17 protein-coding genes and 2 pseudogenes are annotated in these 18847 nt (G+C 72.1%); 15 read left to right on the top strand and 4 right to left on the bottom strand.

From position 1 onward, the window contains the following. The first annotated feature begins 82 nt into the window (after window positions 1-82). From VR44_RS09795 to VR44_RS09765, 7 genes are all read left to right on the top strand, one after another. Window positions 83-715, top strand: coding sequence for an MBL fold metallo-hydrolase (locus tag VR44_RS09795; protein WP_045947028.1), 633 nt, complete (start codon window positions 83-85; stop codon window positions 713-715). Window positions 716-745: 30 nt separating this feature from the next. Next, entirely contained in the window at window positions 746-1525 is a 780-nt protein-coding gene (locus VR44_RS09790) for an exodeoxyribonuclease III (protein ID WP_045947027.1), read from the top strand. A gap of 65 nt (window positions 1526-1590) precedes the next feature. After that, window positions 1591-2034: a DUF6278 family protein gene (locus tag VR44_RS09785; RefSeq protein ID WP_045947025.1), complete on the top strand. Its 444-nt coding sequence runs from the start codon at window positions 1591-1593 to the stop codon at window positions 2032-2034. Between the two features lie 124 nt (window positions 2035-2158). Then, window positions 2159-2902: an amino acid ABC transporter ATP-binding protein gene (locus VR44_RS09780; RefSeq protein WP_045947024.1), complete on the top strand. Its 744-nt coding sequence runs from the start codon at window positions 2159-2161 to the stop codon at window positions 2900-2902. An 11-nt stretch (window positions 2903-2913) separates the two neighbouring features. Further along, the gene (locus VR44_RS09775; RefSeq protein WP_045947023.1) at window positions 2914-3822 is read left to right on the top strand and encodes a glutamate ABC transporter substrate-binding protein; all 909 of its coding nucleotides are present in this window, start codon (window positions 2914-2916) and stop codon (window positions 3820-3822) included. 16 nt (window positions 3823-3838) lie between these two features. Further along, window positions 3839-4483, top strand: a complete 645-nt coding sequence (locus tag VR44_RS09770; RefSeq protein WP_045947022.1) for an amino acid ABC transporter permease — start codon at window positions 3839-3841, stop codon at window positions 4481-4483. Beyond that, on the top strand, window positions 4480-5358 hold the full coding sequence (locus tag VR44_RS09765; RefSeq protein WP_045947021.1) for an amino acid ABC transporter permease: 879 nt from the start codon (window positions 4480-4482) through the stop codon (window positions 5356-5358). Before VR44_RS09770 ends, VR44_RS09765 begins: the two co-directional genes overlap by 4 nt. 23 nt (window positions 5359-5381) lie before the next feature. Here VR44_RS09765 and VR44_RS09760 read toward each other — a convergent pair whose 3' ends face one another. Both VR44_RS09760 and VR44_RS09755 read right to left on the bottom strand, forming a co-directional pair. Next, entirely contained in the window at window positions 5382-6971 is a 1590-nt protein-coding gene (locus tag VR44_RS09760) for an alpha/beta fold hydrolase (RefSeq protein ID WP_045947020.1), read from the bottom strand. 143 nt (window positions 6972-7114) lie between these two features. Beyond that, window positions 7115-8341, bottom strand: a complete 1227-nt coding sequence (locus tag VR44_RS09755) for a L,D-transpeptidase (RefSeq protein ID WP_045947019.1) — start codon at window positions 8339-8341, stop codon at window positions 7115-7117. Window positions 8342-8679: 338 nt separating this feature from the next. Here VR44_RS09755 and murJ point away from each other — a divergent pair. The 5 genes and pseudogenes from murJ to VR44_RS09730 all read left to right on the top strand — a co-directional run bounded on the left by murJ (window position 8680) and on the right by VR44_RS09730 (window position 14374). Beyond that, a pseudogene (gene murJ / locus VR44_RS09750) lies at window positions 8680-10262 on the top strand (murein biosynthesis integral membrane protein MurJ). Window positions 10263-10303: 41 nt separating this feature from the next. Next, window positions 10304-10984: a response regulator transcription factor gene (locus VR44_RS09745; RefSeq protein ID WP_045947018.1), complete on the top strand. Its 681-nt coding sequence runs from the start codon at window positions 10304-10306 to the stop codon at window positions 10982-10984. 9 nt (window positions 10985-10993) lie between these two features. Next, entirely contained in the window at window positions 10994-12457 is a 1464-nt protein-coding gene (locus tag VR44_RS09740; protein WP_045947017.1) for a sensor histidine kinase, read from the top strand. Further along, a complete protein-coding gene (locus VR44_RS41050; RefSeq protein WP_052713528.1) occupies window positions 12454-12957 on the top strand; it encodes a hypothetical protein in 504 nt (167 codons plus the stop codon). The genes VR44_RS09740 and VR44_RS41050 overlap by 4 nt, the downstream gene beginning before the upstream one ends. Before the next feature lie 85 nt (window positions 12958-13042). Beyond that, entirely contained in the window at window positions 13043-14374 is a 1332-nt protein-coding gene (locus VR44_RS09730; RefSeq protein ID WP_245691656.1) for a cytochrome P450, read from the top strand. Here VR44_RS09730 and VR44_RS09725 read toward each other — a convergent pair. Next, entirely contained in the window at window positions 14334-15056 is a 723-nt protein-coding gene (locus VR44_RS09725; protein WP_045947015.1) for a hypothetical protein, read from the bottom strand. The two genes, VR44_RS09730 and VR44_RS09725, sit on opposite strands and share 41 nt — an antisense overlap. Window positions 15057-15157: 101 nt before the next feature. Between VR44_RS09725 and ggt the strand changes: the two genes are divergently transcribed. Then, window positions 15158-16963 (top strand): gamma-glutamyltransferase, encoded by a 1806-nt coding sequence (ggt, locus tag VR44_RS09720; protein WP_045947014.1) that lies wholly within the window; start codon window positions 15158-15160, stop codon window positions 16961-16963. 14 nt (window positions 16964-16977) lie between these two features. Here the strand turns inward: ggt and map are convergent, their stop codons facing one another. Beyond that, complete coding sequence (gene map / locus VR44_RS09715) at window positions 16978-17745, bottom strand: type I methionyl aminopeptidase (RefSeq protein ID WP_045947013.1); 768 nt, start codon at window positions 17743-17745, stop codon at window positions 16978-16980. Window positions 17746-17809: 64 nt separating this feature from the next. Here map and VR44_RS09710 point away from each other — a divergent pair, with 64 nt between their 5' ends. After that, a complete protein-coding gene (locus VR44_RS09710) occupies window positions 17810-18061 on the top strand; it encodes a helix-turn-helix domain-containing protein (RefSeq protein ID WP_045947012.1) in 252 nt (83 codons plus the stop codon). Window positions 18062-18369: 308 nt separating this feature from the next. Then, window positions 18370-18847: pseudogene (locus tag VR44_RS09705) on the top strand (hypothetical protein); the annotation flags it as partial.

The following is an 18847-nucleotide window of genomic DNA, read 5'->3' as shown; positions in this document are numbered from 1 at the left end:
CCGAGAGCACGCACCGGACACCGCGGGCACCGCGCAGGACTCTCGCGACACCCCCTGGCCCGCGCGGCATAGGGTGGGGATCATGAAGCTCACCAAACGGCTCCACTCCTGCGTCCAGTTGGAGAAGGACGGGCACACGCTCGTCATCGACCCGGGCGTCTTCAGCGAACCCGACGCCGGCCTCGGGGCGGACGTCCTGCTGGTCACCCACGAGCACCCCGACCACTTCGACGAGGGCCGGCTGCGGGCCGCCCTCGACGCCAACCCGGCGGCGGCCCTGTGGACCCTGCGCAGCGTCGCGGAGCGGATGGCGCCCGCCTACCCGGGCCGGGTGCACACCGTCGGCCACGGCGACACCTTCACCGCCGCTGGCTTCGAGGTGCAGGTCCACGGCGAGCTGCACGCCGTGGTCCACCCGGACATCCCGCGCGTCACCAACGTCGGCTACCTGGTCGAGGGCTCCCTCTTCCACCCCGGGGACGCGCTGACCGTCCCGGACGCCCCCGTCGACACGCTGCTGCTGCCGGTGCACGCCCCCTGGAACAAGATCGCCGAAGTGGTCGACTACGTCCGCGAGGTCAAGCCGCGCCGGGCCGTCGACATCCACGACGCCTACCTCGCGGACATCGCCCGGCCGATCTACGACTTCACCCTGGACAAGCTCGGCGGCGCCCCCCACAGCCGCCTCGGGGCCGGAGAGAGCGCCGCCCTCTGACTGTCGGTGCCGGGCGGTAGGTTGGTGGACATGCGTATCGCCACGTTCAACGTCAACTCGATCACCGCCCGGCTGCCCCGCCTGCTGGCCTGGCTGGAGGCCTCCGGCACCGACGTGCTCTGCGTCCAGGAGACCAAGTGCACGGCCGAGCAGTTCCCGGCCGACGCGCTGCGCGAGCTGGGCTACGAGTCGGCCGTCAACGCCACCGGCCGGTGGAACGGCGTCGCCGTGCTCTCCCGGGTGGGGCTGGAGGACGTCGTCGTCGGGCTGCCCGGCGGCCCGGACTACGAGGGCGTGCAGGAGCCCCGGGCCATCTCGGCGACCTGCGGCGGGGTGCGCGTCTGGTCGGTGTACGTGCCCAACGGCCGCGAGGTCGAGCACGACCACTACGGCTACAAGCTGGACTGGTTCCGCGCCCTGACCACCGCCATCGCCGCGGACGCGGCCGGCCCGCGCCCCTTCGCGGTGCTCGGCGACTACAACGTGGCCCCCACCGACGAGGACGTGTACGACCCGGCGGTCTTCGAGGGCCTCACCCATGTCACCCCGGCCGAGCGCGCCGCCCTGGAGGCGCTGCGCGGCGCCGGCCTCTCCGACGTGGTGCCCCGCCCCCTGAAGTACGACCGCCCGTACACGTACTGGGACTACCGCCAGCTCTGCTTCCCCAAGAACAGGGGCATGCGCATCGACCTGGTGTACGGGAACGAGCCCTTCGTCAAGGCCGTCAAGGACGCCTACGTCGACCGCGAGGAGCGCAAGGGCAAGGGCGCCTCCGACCACGCCCCGGTCGTCGTCGACCTCGATCTGTAGAAGCCTCCGGGAGATCGGGGCGCGCCCTGTGGCCAGCCGGGCGTCCGGGTGCCAGGCTGGTCGGCATGCGCATCCCCTTCCTGGCCAACTGGCTCCACCGGGACGAGACGCAGCAGGGCGCCGTGGGACTCGCCGCCGCCCTCGCGGACGATCCCGAGGGCATCGGCGAGCTGTTCGCGGAGTGCGAGATGCTGCGCGCCCAGGCGTGGGCCGAGGGACTGGAACTCGACCAGACCCCGGCCTCGTTGGAGGCCCTCGACCAGCTGATGCCCCGCTGGCGCCGCGACCCCGAGGCGGTGCCCTGGCTCGGCAACGACGCGGGCTTCTACCTCGGGACCGTGATCGTCCGGACCGTTCCCGGCACCGGCTGGCAGGTCCGGCCCGACAGGCAGCCCGTGATCCGGCTGGCTTCGGGGCGGGAGCTGAACGTGATCGAGTCGGGGGTGTCCTGGGCGATGACCGGCTCCCCCGAGCTCAGCCAGGCCTACGCCGAGGCCTCCGAGAGCTGACCACGCTGCTCAATTAAAGGGTCAATGTACTTTATGTACCTTTCGGGCGTGTCGGGGGGAACTCCCCTCCGGCGGCTGGATAGTTTGCGCTGACCTCGACACCGACAAGTGGGCAGGGCAGCGCATGGCCGTCGAACCGTTGATCGAGCTGCGGGACGTCAACAAGCACTACGGGGATCTGCACGTCCTCCAGGACATCAACCTCACCGTCGGCCGCGGGGAGGTCGTGGTGATCATCGGCCCCTCCGGCTCCGGGAAGTCCACCCTCTGCCGCACCATCAACCGCCTGGAGACCATCGGATCCGGCGAGATCCTCCTGGACGGCCGCCCGCTGCCCGCCGAGGGCAAGGAGCTCGCACAGCTGCGCGCCGAGGTCGGCATGGTCTTCCAGTCCTTCAACCTCTTCGCGCACAAGACCGTCCTCGCCAACGTCTCCCTGGCCCAGATCAAGGTCAGGAAACGGGGGAGGGAGGAGGCGGACAAGCGCTCCCGGGAGCTCCTGGACCGGGTCGGCCTCGCGAGCCAGGCCGAGAAGTTCCCCGCCCAGCTCTCCGGCGGGCAGCAGCAGCGCGTGGCCATCGCCCGCGCCCTGGCCATGAACCCCAAGGCCCTGCTCTTCGACGAGCCCACCTCCGCCCTCGACCCCGAGATGATCAACGAGGTGCTGGAGGTCATGCAGCAGCTCGCAGCCGAGGGCATGACCATGGTCGTAGTCACCCACGAGATGGGCTTCGCCCGCTCCGCCGCGAACCGCGTCGTGTTCATGGCCGACGGCAGGATCGTCGAGGACCGCACCCCGGAGGCCTTCTTCACCGCCCCGGAGAGCGAACGCGCCCGGGACTTCCTCTCCAAGATCCTCAAGCACTGAGGGGCGGCCCCGTGAAGCACCCCCTGCGCGCCCTCGCCCTGGCCCTCGCCCTCCTCGCCGCCGCCGCCGGCTGCGGGAAGAGCGGCAGTCCCCCGGTCAAGGGACCCCAGCCCGAGGACCTGCCCGTGTACCGGGTGGACACCGACTTCACCCTGCCCGCCTCGCCCACCTGGGAGAAGGCCAAGAGACGCGGCCACCTCGTGGTCGGGGCCAAGGAGGACCAGCCGTACATGGGGGAGAAGGACCCCGCCTCCGGCCGCTACTCCGGCTTCGACATCGAGATCGCCAAGATGATGGCCGCCTCCCTCGGCTTCGACCCCAAGACGACCGAGTTCAAGACGATCGCCTCCGCCAACCGCGAGACGGCCCTGCAGAACGGCCAGATCGACTACTACGTGGGCACCTACACGATCAACGACAAGCGCAAGAAGCAGGTCGGCTTCGCCGGGCCCTACTTCATGGCCGGCCAGTCGCTGCTGGTCCGCCGCGGGGAGAAGGACATCAAGGGCCCCGAGGACCTCGCCGGCAAACGCGTCTGCTCCGCCGCCGGCTCCACCCCCTACCAGCGCCTCCAGAACGACTTCCCCAAGGCCGTGCTCGTCGCCTACGACACCTACTCGGTCTGCGTGGACAACCTGCTGACCTACCAGGTCGACGCCGTCTCCACCGACGACTCCATCCTCCTCGGCTACGCCGCCAAGGTCCCCGACGAGCTCAAGGTCGTCGGAAAGCCCTTCTCCCAGGAGCCCTACGGCATCGGCGTCCCCCGCTCCGACAACGCCCTGCGCTTCGCCCTCGACGACGCCCTGGCCGCACACGAGAAGAACGGCGACTGGAAGAAGGCCTACGAGGCCACCCTCGGCCTCTCCGGCCAGCCGGCCCCGAAACCGCCCGCCATCGACCGCTACCCCGCGGGCTGAGGGGAGAGCGCACACCGTGCACGTACTCACCGACAACTTCGAGCTCTACGTCCAGGGCTTCCTCGGCACCGTCCAACTCACCGTCTACGCCTCGCTCCTCGCCCTGGTCCTGGGCTTCCTGATGGCCTCCTTCCGCGTCGCGCCCGTCGGCTCCTTCCGGGTCTTCGGCACGGTGTGGGTGAACGTGCTGCGCAACACCCCGCTGACGCTGCTGTTCTTCGCCGTGCTGCTGGGCCTGCCGCGGTTCGGGGTGGTCCTGCCGTTCCAGCTCTTCGCCGTCCTCACGCTCGGCTGCTACACCTCGGCCTTCATCTGCGAGGCCCTGCGCTCGGGCATCAACACCGTGCCCAAGGGGCAGGGGGAGGCGGCCCGCAGCCTCGGGATGACCTTCGGTCAGACCCTGGGCACGGTCGTGCTCCCGCAGGCCTTCCGCTCCGTCATCCCGCCCATCGGGTCCACGCTGATCGCCCTCGCCAAGAACTCGGCCATCGCCGGCGCCTTCAGCGTCACCGAGCTGCTGGGCACGTACAAGCCCCTCAACGAGATGGGCTACAACATCATCTGGACCTTCGTCTGGATCGCCGTGGGCTATCTGATCATCACCCTGTCCATCAGCGCGCTCTTCAACGTGCTGGAGAAGCGCTACGGAGTCGCCCGATGACCGCGCACGCGCTGCACGGGGACCAGGAGTCCACGGCCCTCTACGACGTGCCCGGCCCGAACGCCCTGCGCCGTCACTTCCTCTACGGGATCGTCTCGACCGTGGTGATCCTCGGCCTGCTCGCCTGGATCCTCTACCTGCTCTTCGACACCCACCAGTTCACGGCTGCCAAATGGCGCCCTTTCGTCTACGAGGGCATCCAGGAGCTGCTCCTCAAGGGCCTGGGCAACACCCTCAGGGCCTTCGTCTACGCCTCGGTGCTCTCGATGGTGCTCGGCGCGGTGCTGGCCACCGGCCGCCTCTCGGCGCACCGGCCCGTGCGCTGGGCGGCGACGCTGTGCGTGGAGTTCTTCCGGGCCATGCCGGTGCTGGTGATGATCTTCTTCATCTTCGTCGCGCTGAAGGTGCAGCCGCTGCCCGCGCTGGTGGCGGGGCTGACCCTGTACAACGGCTCGGTGCTGGCCGAGGTCTTCCGTACGGGCATCAACTCCGTGGAGCGGGGCCAGCGCGAGGCGGCGTACGCGCTCGGCATGCGCAAGACGCAGGTGATGACCTTCGTCCTGGCCCCGCAGGCGGTCCGGGCGATGCTGCCCGCCATCATCAGCCAGCTGGTGGTCGCGCTGAAGGACACCTCGCTCGGCTTCCTGATCACGTACGAGGAGTTCCTGCACGCGGGGAAGCTGATCGCCTCGAACCTGGACTACGACCTGCCGTTCATCCCCGTCGTGATGGTCATCTCACCGATCTACATCGGGATGTGCATGCTGCTGTCCTGGTTCGCCACCTGGGTGGCCCGGCGGGAGCGCCGCAGCCCCAAGACCAAGGCCGTCGAGGTCGCTCCCGCCGAACCGGGGACGGTGCTGCCGGGGAGGTGACCCCCACCGGCCGCGGCCGCGGATCACTGCTCGCGCAGCGGCACCGAGACGTACGAGGGGTCGGTGCGCGGCGAGGAGAAGGTCAGCTGCGCGCCGGTGGGGTTGTGCTCGATGTAGAGCGGGTCGACGGTGTCGACGACGAGGGCGAGCCGGTGGCCCTCGGGCACGTCGTAGGCGGTGGAGAAGAGGTCCAGGTCCACGCCGAAGGACTGTCCGGGGGTCTTCCCGTGGAAGGTGTACGGGGCGTTGCTGACCAGCTTGCCGATGCCGAGCGGGCCGACGTCGTAGAGGTAGGCGACGAAGGTCCCGTCGCCCTTGGTGGGCGTGACGGTGGTGTGCAGGCGGACGGTGCCGCGCACACGGCGCTCCCGGTCGTAGCGCGGGGACTGCCAGACGGCGGCGAAGGCGCGGGGGAGCAGGGGGACGGAGACGGCCGGGGGCGCCTTGGCGAACTGGTCGAGGACGCTGGAGAGGAGGACGATCCCGCCGTCGGCGCCGGAGTCGACGTTGGCCCACACGTGCTCGCTGCCGTCGAGTGCGAGCCGCTCCCGCCCGCCGGAGCCGACCGACTTCCAGTCGGCGTAGCCCTCGTAGCCGCCGGTGCTGCGGGACTTGATCTGGACGGGGGCCTCGGTGTCCACCCCGTTGCGCTCGCCCTTGAGGTAGCGGTCGAACCAGCGGTGGGCGTTGGTCCAGGTGTCGTTGGGCAGTCCGAGCAGGCCGGTCGCCTCGGCGGTGGCGTGGTCGCCGGGGCGGAACTCCAGGCGCTTGGGGCCGGTGAGCTTCTCGAAGAACTCCGCGTACTGGTTGGGCGGGAAGACGGTGTCGCCCCAGGCGTTGCCCAGCATGATCGCGGCGCCGTTGGCGTTGATCCGGTCGACCTGCTCGGAGGCGGAGCGCTTCCTGCCCCATTCGATCATCGCCGGTTCGTTCTCCAGCCTGGAGCCGAGGAAGTCGCCGAGGATCTGCTGGAGTTCGGGGCCGGGGCGGCCGGTGAGGTAGCCGGCGGCGCCGAGCAGCCCGGCGGCCTGGAGGTGCTGGGTGCGGCCCGAGTAGATGGACTCGATGAGGTCGGCCCAGCCGCTGAGCGCGACCACGGCCTTGACGCGGGGGTCGTGCGCGGAGGCCAGCAGGCTGATGCCCGCTCCGTAGGAGACCCCGCCCAGGCCCACGCGGGCCGGGTCGGCGGGAGTGGTGGCGAGGGCCCAGTCGATGACGGCGGAGACGTCGGCGATGTCGGCCGGGCCGGCCGTCTCGATCCGGCCGCCCGAGAGCCAGAAGCCCCGGGAGGTGTAACTGACCACGGTGTAGCCGGAGTCGGCCAGCTGCCTGGCCTGGGCGAGGTACTCGACCTGGGGCATGCCCCAGCTGGTGGGGAGCACGATCAGCGGGTACTTGCGGCCGGGTTCGGCACCGGACGGGGTGAAGACGTTGCCCTTGAGGGTGATGCCGCCGGAGCCGGGGATGTCGTAGAAGCGCAGGTCGGAGGAGGCCTGTGGGGATGACAGGGGGACGGTGGCGGGGGCCGCCTGGGCCTGGTGAGGGGCCAGGCCCAGGGCGGCCGCCGCGATCAGGGCGGCCGCGGCCGCTGCGGTGTGGGGGCGGGCTCTCATCGAACGCTCCTCGCGTGCGCCGGTGTCCGAAAGTGACCCGACGGTAACGGGAGGGGCTTACCCAAGGTAACCCGTCAGTAAGTTACGTAGCGGTAACAATTGGTGGAACGTCAGGGTCCGCCGCCGCCCGCACCGGGCCGGAGTCAGCCCGCCTGGGTGGCGCCGGTCAGCGCGCTCTTGGCCTTCCACTGGTCCCACTGGAGGTTCCACTCGCCGTAGCCGTTGCCGAGGTCCGCCTTGCCCTTCGAACCGCTGCCGACCACCTCCAGGGGGTCGCCCGGTTGCGCCTGCTCGTATACGGCCTTGGCGTTGGCGTTGCTCATCCCCACGCAGCCGGAACTGGCGTTGGTCTTGCCGAACTTGTCGTCGTTCCACGGGGCGGCGTGCACGTACATGCCCGACCAGGTCAGCCGCATCGAGTAGTCGACCATCTTGGCGTAGGAGTCGCCGAGGCCCACCGTCTGGGAGTCCATGAAGATGGTGCCCTCCTTCGACATCAGCACCATCTTCCCGGACCAGGAGGCCTTCTCGCCGCCCGGAGTGCCCGCCGAGACGGGAACCGTCTTGACGACCTGGCCGTCCTCGGTGATGGACATCTTCTTGGTGTCGAGGCTGACCTCCATCCGGCGGTCCTTGCCTATCCTGAACTCGGTGGTGTAATCACGGGCGAAGAGTCCGCCGCCCGGACCGGAGTCCACACCGTTCAGGTTCATTTCCACCTTCACGTCGGTGCCGGACTTCCAGTAGTCCTTGGGCCGCCAGTCCACCCGGTCGTTGCCGGAATAGTCCTTGAACCAGCCCCAGGAACCCTCGGTGTTGTTCGAGGTGGTCACCTTCAGCTGCTTCTCGACCTCGGCCTTGTTCTTCACCGGATTGTCGAAGACCAGCGAGACCGGCATCGCGACCCCGACCGTGCTGCCCTTCGCGACGTTGATGGAGACCTTGTTCACCTTGTCGGCGGCCGAGGTCTTGAACTGCGTGCCCGCGCTCTGGCTGTCGGTGCTCTGCGCCTCGACCTTGTAGTCCGTGTTCGGCGCGGCGTTGCGGCCCGAGGTCCAGCTCTTGCCGTCGGCGGCGATCTGCCCGGCCAGTTCCCCGCCCTTGCCGTCCGTCACCTTCACCTGTGCCAGCTTGCCGTCGGCGATGGTCACCTTGACCGGTTCACCCGACTTGACCTGGCCGTCCGTCAGGTTCACCGAAACGGCCATGGGGGCCTTGTTCTTCGCGTCCGCCGCCTTGCCGCCGCCGTCCGCACCGTCGCCGGAGCCGCCCGAGCAGGCGGTCAGCGCGGCAGCCAGCAGCGCGGTGCCGGCGAGCGCGGCATGGCGGACCCGGCGGCGCGGGAGTGCGGTACGGCGTGAGCGGCTCAAGGAAAGTCCCTCCGAAGCAATGATCGTCCACAAGGAAGGAGTGAACGGGACGACTTTAGGTTGCGCATTCCGCGGAAAAGGCCGTCCCTTGCCGTTGTGACATGGGCCGCAGCGAAACGGTTGCCAGACGGTCACATTCCGCTTAGGCGGGGGCGGTGACCGGTTCTCAAGGGCCGTGTCCGAAAACCGTTCCGGCTCCGGATAAAGGACCTTCGGCGCCACGAAAAGAGCCGAACGGCACCTGACGGAAGCCAATTCCGGGGCACGGGCCGCCGCCCCGGCGCGAGGTACCCTCCAGCTTCGCCCCCCGCACCCCCCGAACCACTGGGAGACCACCCGTGACAGCCACCGACACCAGGCCGCCCGCAGTGGACCAGCCGGCCACCGCGAAGGGCTCGGTGCTGCGCAGCGGTGCCCTGATGGCGGCCGGCTCCGTCGTCTCCCGCGCCACCGGATTCGTCCGCTCCGCCGTGGTCCTCGCCGCGCTCGGCACCGCCTTCCTCGGCGACGGCTACGCCGTCGCCAACACCGTGCCGAACATCATCTACATGCTGCTCATAGGCGGCGCGCTCAATGCCGTCTTCGTCCCCGAGCTGGTCCGCGCCGCCAAGGAACACCGCGACGGCGGGGCCGCCTACACCGACCGGCTGCTGACCGCCTGCACCGTGGCGCTCCTCGTGCTCACCGCCACCGCCGTCCTCGCCGCACCGCTGGTCATCGACGCGTACACCCCCTCCACCTACACGGACGCGGAGCGGAACACGGTCGTCGCCCTCGCCCGCCTCTGCCTGCCGCAGATCCTCTTCTACGGCCTGTTCACCCTGCTCGGCCAGGTACTCAACGCCCGGGGCAGGTTCGGCGCGATGATGTGGACCCCGGTCCTCAACAACCTCGTCGTCATCACCGTCTTCGGCTGGTTCCTGTACGCCTCCGGCGGCGGCCGGAACGGTCTCACCGCCGCCGAGACCCGGCTGCTGGGCCTCGGCACCACCGCCGGCATCGTCGTCCAGGCCCTCGCCCTGATCCCCTCCCTGCGCGCCGCCCGCTTCCGCTGGCGCCCCCGCTTCGACTGGCGCGGCAGCGGCCTCACCCGCCCCCTGCGCAACGCGGGCTGGCTGGTCCTGCTCGTGCTCACCAACCAGTTCGCCTACTGGGTGGTGACCAGCCTCTCCACCACCTCCACCACCGTCCAGGACCAGCCGGGCGGCGCCGGCTTCGGCTACGCCGCCTACAGCAGCGCCTACCAGCTGTGGATCGTCCCGCAGGGCATCATCACCGTCTCCCTGGTCACCGCCCTCATGCCCCGGATGAGCTCGGCCGCCGCCGCGGGCGACCTCGGCGCCGTCCGCGAGGACGTCTCGTACGCCCTGCGCTCCAGCGCCGCCCTCGTCCTGCCCGCGGCCGCCCTCTTCGCCGCGCTCGCCCCATGGGTCATGGACTGCGTCTCCGGATACGGATCCGTCACCACCGAGGGCGTCGCCGCCATGGCGGGCATGCTCATGGCCTTCGCCCCCGGCCTCATCGCCTACTCCGCCCAGTACGTCCTCGCCCGCGGCTTCTACGCCCTCTCCGACACCCGCACCCCCGCTGGGCCGTCACCGGCATGGCCGCGGCGACCTCCCTCGCCTTCATCGGCGGCGCCGCCGTCACCGCGTACGCCCTCGCCCGCCGGCTCGGCCCGCGCCCCGGTCCCCGCGGCACCACCGCCGCCCGCACCCACCTGAAGCTGCTCGCCGCCTGCCTGCCCGCGGCCGCCACCGGATACGGGGCCGCCCGCGCCGCCGACGGCCTCGGCGCGTTCGCCGCGGCCGGGGCGGGAACCGCGGCGCTCGCCCTGGTCGTCGTACTCCTCGCCAGGCCCCTGCGCCTGACCGAGATCACCGACCTGCTGGACTCCCTGCGCCGCAAGACCGGCCGATAGGGGGAGGCAAGGCGGGTGAACACCCTGGGATACTGGACCGGATGCCACGCGTACTGCTGATCGAGGACGACCCTTCCATCCGGGAAGGAGTCGCCCTCGGCCTGCGTCGCAGAGGCCACGAGGTCAGAGCCGCCGGCACCGGGGAGGAAGGCCTCGCCCTCACGGACGCCTTCGACCCCGAGCTCGTCCTGCTCGACCTGATGCTGCCCGGGATCAACGGCGTCCAGGTCTGCCGCCGGATCCGCGAGACCAGCCTCGTCCCGATCATCATGCTCACCGCGCGCGGCGACGACTTCGACATCGTCGTCGGCCTGGAAGCCGGAGCCGACGACTACATCGTCAAACCCGCCCGCACCGCCATCATCGAGGCCCGCGTCCGGGCCGTCCTGCGCCGCCGCCCCGACACCCCCGGCCGGCACGGCGTCGAACACCACGGCGAGCTCGCCATAGACCGCGCCGGACTCACCGTCGCCAAGAACGGCGAACGGCTCGCCCTCGCCCCCAGCGAGATCAAACTCCTGCTCCACCTCTCGGCCGCCCCGGAACAGGTCTTCTCCCGCCAGCAACTGCTGGAGAGCGTGTGGGAGCACAGCTACCACGCCGACGCCCGGCTCGTGGACGCCTGCGTCCGCCGGCTCCGCCACAAGATCGAGGACCCCGCCCACGGCCCCCGCTACATACAGACGGTGCGGGGCTTCGGCTACCGCTTCGGGCCGCTCTAGGAGACCCCTGTGCCCAGCCGCGCGCCGTTCGGCCTGCGCACCCGCCTGATCGCCGCGTTCCTCCTGGTCGCCGCGATCTGCGCGGTCAGCACCGCAGCCCTCACCTACCGGCAGGCGCGCAGCGCCGTCCTCACCCAGAGCCAGGACACCGCCGTCAGCACCCTGCGCGACCAGCTGGAGACCGTCGCCCTGACCCTCCCGCTGGACCAGCGCCAGCTCCAGCGCGTCGTCGACGAGGTCGGCAGACGCGGCAAACCCCACCCCTGGGTGGTCTTCGGCGAGTACGGCACCCTGCGCGCCTCCTCCGCCGACCTCGGCTCTCCCGTCTCCGACGTCCTCACCGACACCCTCCGCAGCCAGGTGTCCACCCACCCGCACGGGGCGTTCCAACGGGTCACCGACGACCGCGGCGAGCCCTACCTGACCATCGGCATGCCCGCCGTCTTCCTCCACAACGGCGCCCGCGAGGCCACCGGGGCCGTCCTCTACGCCGTCATGCCCCTCTCCACCGAACAGCAGACCGTCGACGCCATGGTCCAGGCCGCCAAGCAGGGCGCCGTCCCGGGCCTGGCCATCTCGGTCGTCCCCGCCCTGCTCGCCGCCCGCAGCGTGCTGCGTCCCGTACGCGACATGCGCCGCGCCGCCCAGAACCTGGGCCGGGGCCGCCTCGACACCCGTATCGAGGTCCGCGGCGCCGACGAACTGGCCGGTCTCGCCCGCACCTTCAACGAGACCGCCGGAGCGCTGGAGGAGTCCGTGGCCGAACTGCGGGAGGCGGAGGCCCGCGCCCGCCGGTTCGCCGCCGACGTCTCCCACGAACTGCGCACCCCGCTCGCCGGGATGCTCGCCGTCACCGAGGTGCTCGACGAGGACGCCGAACAGCTCGACCCCGACACGGCCAAGGCCCTGCGGCTGATCAGCGCCGAGACCGGCAAACTCGCCGTGCTCGTCGAGGACCTGATGGAGATCTCCCGCTTCGACGCCCGGGCCGCCGGACTCAACCTCGACGACGTGGACGTGGCCGAAGCGGTGGGCAAGACCCTCCAGCGCCGCCACTGGGACGACGAGCGGGTCAGCACCGACCTGCCGGAGGGGGTCCGGGCCCGCCTCGACCCCCGCCGCTTCGACGTGGTCCTCGCCAACCTGGTCGGCAACGCGCTGCGGCACGGCGCCGCGCCCGTACGGATCGGGGTGCGCACCGCCCCCGCCCCGGAAGGGGAGCGGCTCGTCGTGGAGGTCGCCGACAGCGGACCCGGGATCGCCCCCGAGGTGCTGCCGCACATCTTCGACCGCTTCTTCAAGGCCGACGCCGCCCGGGCCCGCTCCGCCGGCAGCGGACTCGGCCTCGCGATCAGCCTGGAGAACGTCCGGCTGCACGGCGGCACGCTGAGCGCCGCCAACGCCGCGGAGGGAGCGGACGGCTTCGGGGGAGCGGTGTTCACCCTCGACATGCCGCTGGAGGCGGCCCCGTGAGCCTGCCGCTGCGGCGTCCGGCCGTGGCCGCCGCCCTGCTGGCCCCGCTGCTGGCCGCCACCGCCTGCGGGATCAAGCCCACCGGGGTCGTGGAGAGCGGCGCCGCCGCCCGGGTCGCCGTCGCCCGCGCCGGAGGCTCCATGGCCTACTTCGTCACCCCCGACGGGCACCTCGTCCCCGCCCCGCAGCCCGAGTACACCCAGGGCGGGCCCCGGGGCAGCGTGATCGGACTGCTGCGCGGCCCCGGCTCGGCCGAGCGGGACGCGGGGCTGGGCACCCGGGTGCCGGTGACCGGGGAGGAGGCCGCCGAGGGCGGGGTGGCCGTCGCCGTGACCGACCGGCTGGAGGTGCGCCTGCCCTTCCCCGTCGCCGGCCTCGACCCGCTGGGCCGCCGCCAGCTGGTGTGCACCGCCCTGTCCACGGTGGACCCCCTGTACGAGGTGGCCCTGCGCGGCACCGACACCACCCTCCCCCCGGCCCGCTGCGACGCGGGGCACTGAGGGGTCGGGGCCGCTCGGTCGGGCCGGTGTGGGAGGGGCGTCGCTCCCTTGCGGCCGAGCCGCGGGTGCGGTCACCTTGTGGACCATGGAACCCGCCGCACCCGATCCCGCCGTTCCCGTTCCCGTTCCCGTTCCCGTTCCCCTTCCCGTCCCCGTCGCCGCTCGACTGCCCGGCGTGCCCGACGTGTTCGACCCGCGCCTCTACGCCGCGGGCGTCCCGCACGAGCGCTACCGGGTACTGCGCGAGCGGTACCCGGTGGCCTGGCAGGAGGAGCCCGAGGTGCAGGGGTGGCCCGCCGGGCCCGGGTTCTGGGCCGTCACCCGGCACGCTGACGTCGTCCGCGTCCTGCGCGACCACACCGCGTACTCCTCCTGGCTCGGCGCCACCCAGATCCGCGACCCCGACCCCGCCGACCTGCCCTTCCTGCGGCGCACCATGCTCAACCAGGATCCTCCGGAGCACGGCCGGCTGCGCCGCCTGGTCTCCCGCGCGTTCACCCCCGCCCGGGTCGACGCCTTCGCCGGCCGCGCCCGCGAGCGTGCCCGTACGCTCCTGGCCGCCGCCCGGGACGGCGCCGAGGACGGCGCCGCCGACCTGGTCCGCACCGTCACCGACGAGTACGCCCTGCTCAACCTGACGGACCTGCTCGGGGTCCCGGCCGCCGACCGGGGACTGCTGCTGGAGTGGACCGTACGGGTCATCGGCTACCAGGACCCCGAAGACGCCCCCGCCCCCCTCCTCGGCCCCGACGGCAAACCGCTCAACCCGCGCTCACCGGCCCTCCTCGGCGAGATGTTCGACTACGCCCGGGAACTCGCCGCGTACAAGCGCGCGCACCCCGCCGACGACGTGATGACCGCCCTCGCCCAGGGCGGGCTGGACCCCGCCGAACTGGAGATGTTCTTCTTCCTGCTGACCGTCGCCGGAAACGACACCGTACGCAGCGCCGCCCCCGGCGGCCTTCTCGCCCTGGCCCGCGACCCCGACGCCTACCGCACCCTCGCCGACGGCACCGCCCCCGCCGACCGGGCCGTCGAGGAACTCCTGCGCGTCCACCCGCCGGTGCTCAGCTTCCGCCGCACCGCCGCCCGTGACACCGAACTCGCCGGGACCCGGATCCGCGCCGGGGACAAGGTGGTCGTCTTCCACGCCTCCGCCAACCACGACGAACGCGTCTTCACCGACCCGCACCGCCTCGATCTCGGCCGCGCCCCGAACCCGCACGTCTCCTTCGGTGACGGCCCGCACGTCTGCCTCGGCGCCCACTTCGCCCGGCTCCAGCTGCGCACCCTCTACGAGGAGTGGCGTACGGCGATGCCCGCGCCCGAACTGACCGCCGAACCCCGGCGGCTGGTCTCCAACTTCATCAACGGGATCACGCGGCTGCCACTGCGGGTGTCCGGGCCGCGGCGGTGACATCGCTGACCAGCTCCGTCACATCGGGGCCGTACGCCTCGGAGTTGACCACCTTCAGCACCAGGCAGAAGGACGCCCCGCGGTAGGTGCGGGCCAGCTTCTCGTGGTGGCGGGCCAGATAGCGGGCGGCGGCCAGGTTGCTGATGGCGGTCTGCCCCGACAGCAGGAACACCGGCCGCGACCCCTGGCCACTCGTCAGCCGCGCCAGCAACACGTACTCGACGAGTCCCGGCTCCCAGCGGTACGCCTCGCCGCCGATGGTGATCGCCCCGCGGTCCGGTCCGGCCTCGGCCGAGAGGTCGACCCGGACCCCCGGCAGCATCGAGTGCAGGTGCGCCACCGTACGCGAGTTGGACGCCGGACCGCCGACGCAGAACTCCGCGCGCTCGCCGAAACCCTGGCGGGCCTCGTGCGTGACGATCTGCACCGTGGCACCGCAGTCCTTTATCAGGGCGGATATCTCCAGCAGCGCGAAGGCGTCATTGCGGTGCAGCGAGGACTCCGTGCCGCCCATCTGCCGGTTGACCACGAACAGGCAGTCCGAGCCGGTCGGCAGCCCGAAGAAGGCCTGCTTGCGGCGCAGCGCCCGGCGCCACAGGTACGTACGGGTGAACCAGCCGGAGCCACCGCTGATGGCGGTCGCCACCACCCCGAGCACGATGTTGCGCACGTCATCGTTCATGCGGCGGATGGTAGCCGCCGGACCGCTTCCATGACGCGGGGGGTGCGGCGAAGCTAGGCTGCCCGTCCAAGGTCTGACAGGCAGTCGACTGGAGGAACCGGATGCGCGCTTCCGCAGCACGTCAGTTAGCGTTCGCAGCCCTCGCCGGGGCGCTCGTCTCCACCGGAGCCGCCGCCCCGCCCTCGCCCCCGCCGGAGTCCGCCCCGGCCAAGGTGCCCGTGGCCGTCGGCTACGGAGGAGCCGTCGCCAGCGTCGACGCCGACGCCTCGGCGGCCGGGATCGCCGTCCTGCGGGCCGGGGGCAACGCCGTGGACGCGGCGGTCGCCACCGCCGCCGCGCTCGGCGTCACCGAACCGTACTCGGCCGGCATCGGCGGCGGCGGGTACCTCGTCTACTACGACGCGGCCTCCCACCGGGTGCAGACCATCGACGGCCGCGAGACCGCGCCCGCCACGGCCACCGAGACCCTGTTCCAGGAGAACGGCGCCCCCATCCCCTTCGAAGAGGGCCAGACCAGCGGGCGCAGCGTCGGCGTCCCCGGCACCCCGGCCACCTGGAAGACCGCCCTCGACGCCTGGGGCACCCGTCCGCTGTCCCAACTCCTGCGGCCCGCCGAGAAACTGGCCCGCGACGGCTTCACCGTCGACGCCACCTTCCGGGCCCAGACCGAGGCCAACCAGGGCCGGTTCAAGGACTTCCCTGACACCCGCAAGCTGTTCCTGCCCGGCGGACAACTCCCGGTCGTCGGATCCACGTTCAAGAACCCCGACCTCGCGGCCACCTACGCCGAACTCGCCCGCAAGGGCACCGGCGCGCTCTACCGGGGACCGATCGCCGACGACATCGTCAAGGCCGTCCGCCAGCCCCCCGTCGACCCGGCCGCCACCCGCAAGGTCCGCTCCGGCGACCTGACCGCCGCCGACCTGAGTGCGTACGGGACCAAGCGGCAGGCCCCGACCCGGGTGGAGTACCGGGGCCTGGACGTCTACAGCATGGCGCCCTCCTCCTCCGGCGGCACCACGGTCGGCGAGGCGCTGAACATCCTCGAACGCACCGACCTGTCGAAGCTGTCCGAAGCCCAGTACCTGCACCGGTTCATCGAGGCCTCCCGGATCTCCTTCGCCGACCGGGGCCGCTGGGTCGGCGACCCGGCCGCCCAGTCCGTCCCGACCCGCGAGCTGCTCTCGCAGCGGTACGCCGACTCGCGCGGCTGCCTCATCACGCCGGACAAGGCCCTGACCAGCCCGCTGGCCCCCGGCGACCCGCGCCACCCGGCCCCCTGCGGCGGCACCGGGCAGGCCGCCCCGACCACGTACGAGGGGGAGAACACCACGCACCTGACGGTCGCCGACCGCTGGGGCAACGTGGTCTCGTACACCCTGACCATCGAGTCCACGGGCGGCAGCGCCATCACGGTCCCGGGACGCGGCTTCCTGCTCAACAACGAGCTGACCGACTTCTCCTTCGCCCCGGCCGCCCCCGGCGTCCCGGACCCGAACCTGCCCGGCCCGGGCAAGCGGCCGCGCTCGTCCATGTCCCCGACCATCGTCCTCGACCACGGCCGCCCTGTCCTCGCCGTCGGCTCCCCGGGCGGGGCGACCATCATCACCACCGTCCTGCAGACCCTGCTCGGCCATCTGGACCGGGGCCTGCCGCTGGTCGACGCGATCAAGGCGCCGCGCGCCAGCCAGCGCAACCAGACGACGACCGAGCTGGAACCCGCCCTGTGGAACAGCCCGCTGCGCGCCGAGCTGGAGGGCCTGGGACAGGCCTTCCGGCAGAACCCGGAGATCGGCGCCGCCACCGGCGTCCAGCGCCTCCCCGACGGCCGCTGGCTGGCCGCCGCCGAGACCACCCGGCGGGGCGGGGGCTCGGCGATGGTCGTCCACCCGCAGGGGAGGCCGTAGGGCCTGTCCGACCCCTACAGGGCGGTCAGGATCCTGGGACCGCCGGCGGTGATCGCGACCGTGTGCTCCACGTGCGCGGCGCGGGAGCCGTCGGTGGTGCGCAGGGTCCAGCCGTCGGGGTCGCAGACGTAGTCGTCCCCGCCGCCCGCGATCAGCATCGGCTCGATCGCCAGGACCATGCCGGGGCGCAGCCTCATGCCGCGCCCCGGCGGCCCCTCGTTGGGGACGCCCGGGTCCTCGTGCATGCTCCGGCCCACGCCGTGCCCGCCGAAGCCCTCCGGGATGCCGTAGCCGGCGGCGCGGCAGACGCTGCCGACCGCGTGCGCGATGTCGCCGATCCGGTTGCCGGGTACGGCGGCCGCGATGCCGGCCGCCAGGGCCGCCTCGGCGGTGGCGATCAGCCGCAGGTCGGCGGGGCGCGCCCGGCCGACGGTGAAGCTCACCGCCGCGTCCCCGCACCAGCCGCGCAGCCTGGCCCCGCAGTCGATGCTGACCAGGTCGCCGTCGCGGAGCCGGTAGCCGTCGGGGATGCCGTGCACGATCGCGTCGTTCACGGAGGCGCAGACCACCGCGGGGAAGGGCACCGGCGCGAAGTGCGGGCGGTAGCCGAGGAAGGGGGAGGTGGCCCGCGCCTCGCGCAGGACCGCCCGGGCCACCGCGTCCAGCTCCAGGAGGGACACGCCCACCCGGGCGGCCTCCCGTACGGCCGTCAGGGCGTGCGCGACCACCCGGCCCGCGGCACGCATCTCGTCGATCGCTTCATCCGTCTTCACATGCACCATGCCGATAACTATACCGGTATAAGTTTAACGGGATAGTTATCGGCCTGCCGGGTATGATGGACCCATGGTGCGAACCCCCCTGACCCCCGAAGAGCGCGAGCGCGGCGAGCGGCTGGGCGCACTCCTGCGCGAGGCGCGCGGCGGCCGCAGCATGGTCGAGGTCGCGGCCGGCGCCGGTCTCTCGCCCGAGACCCTGCGCAAGATCGAGACGGGCCGGGCGCCCACCCCCGCCTTCTTCACGGTGGCCGCCCTCGCCGAGGCGCTCGGCCTCTCGCTGGACGAGGTCGTACGCCGCTGCGCGCTGGTCCCCGCCTGACGGCCGAGGCCCCTCCGGGGTCGTCTCCGGCGGCCGGACGGCGCAATGGCTGATCGGGGCGGCCCGGTCCGGGGCAGGGGTGGAGGCGTGTCGACCAGGAACTCGTCCAAGCGGCTCGGTCTCGCGCTCCTCGGCGCCGTACTCGCGGCCGGCCTGCTGGCCGCCGCCTGCTCCACTCCGGCGGACGCGGGCTCGCCGTCAAGGTTTGAGACTCCCGTAGCGCGCCCGTAACGCTGGTGCGGTGCAATGCGGGGATGGAGACGCCGACTGCGCTCGTGATCGGTCAACTCACCCGATACCTGCATGAGTTGACACGGAGACTGGACCCCGGGGCAGGCTGGTACGGGGAGTTCCTGCGGCGGGACCCGGAGGGGATGCGGGCCTGCCTCGACGGAGCCGCCGTACCCCCGTGGGACCTGCTGGAGTCCCTCCTGCTGGACCTCCCGGGAGCGCCGGGGGCCGCCGCGCAGGAGGCGGCGTACGCGTCGGCCCTGCGGGCCGCCGCCGTCGCCGCCTGGGACGCCCGGCCGGAGGGCGCGCAGGAGCTGCGGACCCTGCTGTCCCTGTCCGCGGCCACCGAGCAGCGGGCCGCCGTGGAGGAGGCCCTGCGGACCCTGACCGCCCGGCTGAACGCCACGGCCGACCCCGCGGAGGCGCAGGTCCTCTCCCGCGAACTGGCATGGACCCACGACGACGCCGTCCGCGCCACGTCCCGCCAGACGGACCTGCGGACCCGGCTGTCCTCCCTCCCCCTCCCGGCCGTCCCCCGCCAGCGCACCCCCGCCC

It is taken from the genome of Streptomyces katrae, from assembly GCF_000966975.1.
Taxonomy (GTDB): domain Bacteria; phylum Actinomycetota; class Actinomycetes; order Streptomycetales; family Streptomycetaceae; genus Streptomyces; species Streptomyces katrae.
This window is presented reverse-complemented; position numbering and strand designations above follow the sequence as displayed.

What these genes read in the sequence shown, in the direction of transcription:
- VR44_RS09795 (WP_045947028.1), top strand. Translation starts at nt 83, where the DNA reads ATGAAGCTCACCAAACGGCTCCACTCCTGCGTCCAGTTGGAGAAGGAC.
- VR44_RS09790 (WP_045947027.1), top strand. Translation starts at nt 746, where the DNA reads ATGCGTATCGCCACGTTCAACGTCAACTCGATCACCGCCCGGCTGCCC.
- VR44_RS09785 (WP_045947025.1), top strand. Translation starts at nt 1,591, where the DNA reads ATGCGCATCCCCTTCCTGGCCAACTGGCTCCACCGGGACGAGACGCAG.
- VR44_RS09780 (WP_045947024.1), top strand. Translation starts at nt 2,159, where the DNA reads ATGGCCGTCGAACCGTTGATCGAGCTGCGGGACGTCAACAAGCACTAC.
- VR44_RS09765 (WP_045947021.1), top strand. Translation starts at nt 4,480, where the DNA reads ATGACCGCGCACGCGCTGCACGGGGACCAGGAGTCCACGGCCCTCTAC.
- VR44_RS09760 (WP_045947020.1), bottom strand. Translation starts at nt 6,971, where the DNA reads ATGAGAGCCCGCCCCCACACCGCAGCGGCCGCGGCCGCCCTGATCGCG.
- VR44_RS09745 (WP_045947018.1), top strand. Translation starts at nt 10,304, where the DNA reads ATGCCACGCGTACTGCTGATCGAGGACGACCCTTCCATCCGGGAAGGA.
- VR44_RS09730 (WP_245691656.1), top strand. Translation starts at nt 13,043, where the DNA reads ATGGAACCCGCCGCACCCGATCCCGCCGTTCCCGTTCCCGTTCCCGTT.
- VR44_RS09725 (WP_045947015.1), bottom strand. Translation starts at nt 15,056, where the DNA reads ATGAACGATGACGTGCGCAACATCGTGCTCGGGGTGGTGGCGACCGCC.
- ggt (WP_045947014.1), top strand. Translation starts at nt 15,158, where the DNA reads ATGCGCGCTTCCGCAGCACGTCAGTTAGCGTTCGCAGCCCTCGCCGGG.
- map (WP_045947013.1), bottom strand. Translation starts at nt 17,745, where the DNA reads ATGGTGCATGTGAAGACGGATGAAGCGATCGACGAGATGCGTGCCGCG.
- VR44_RS09710 (WP_045947012.1), top strand. Translation starts at nt 17,810, where the DNA reads ATGGTGCGAACCCCCCTGACCCCCGAAGAGCGCGAGCGCGGCGAGCGG.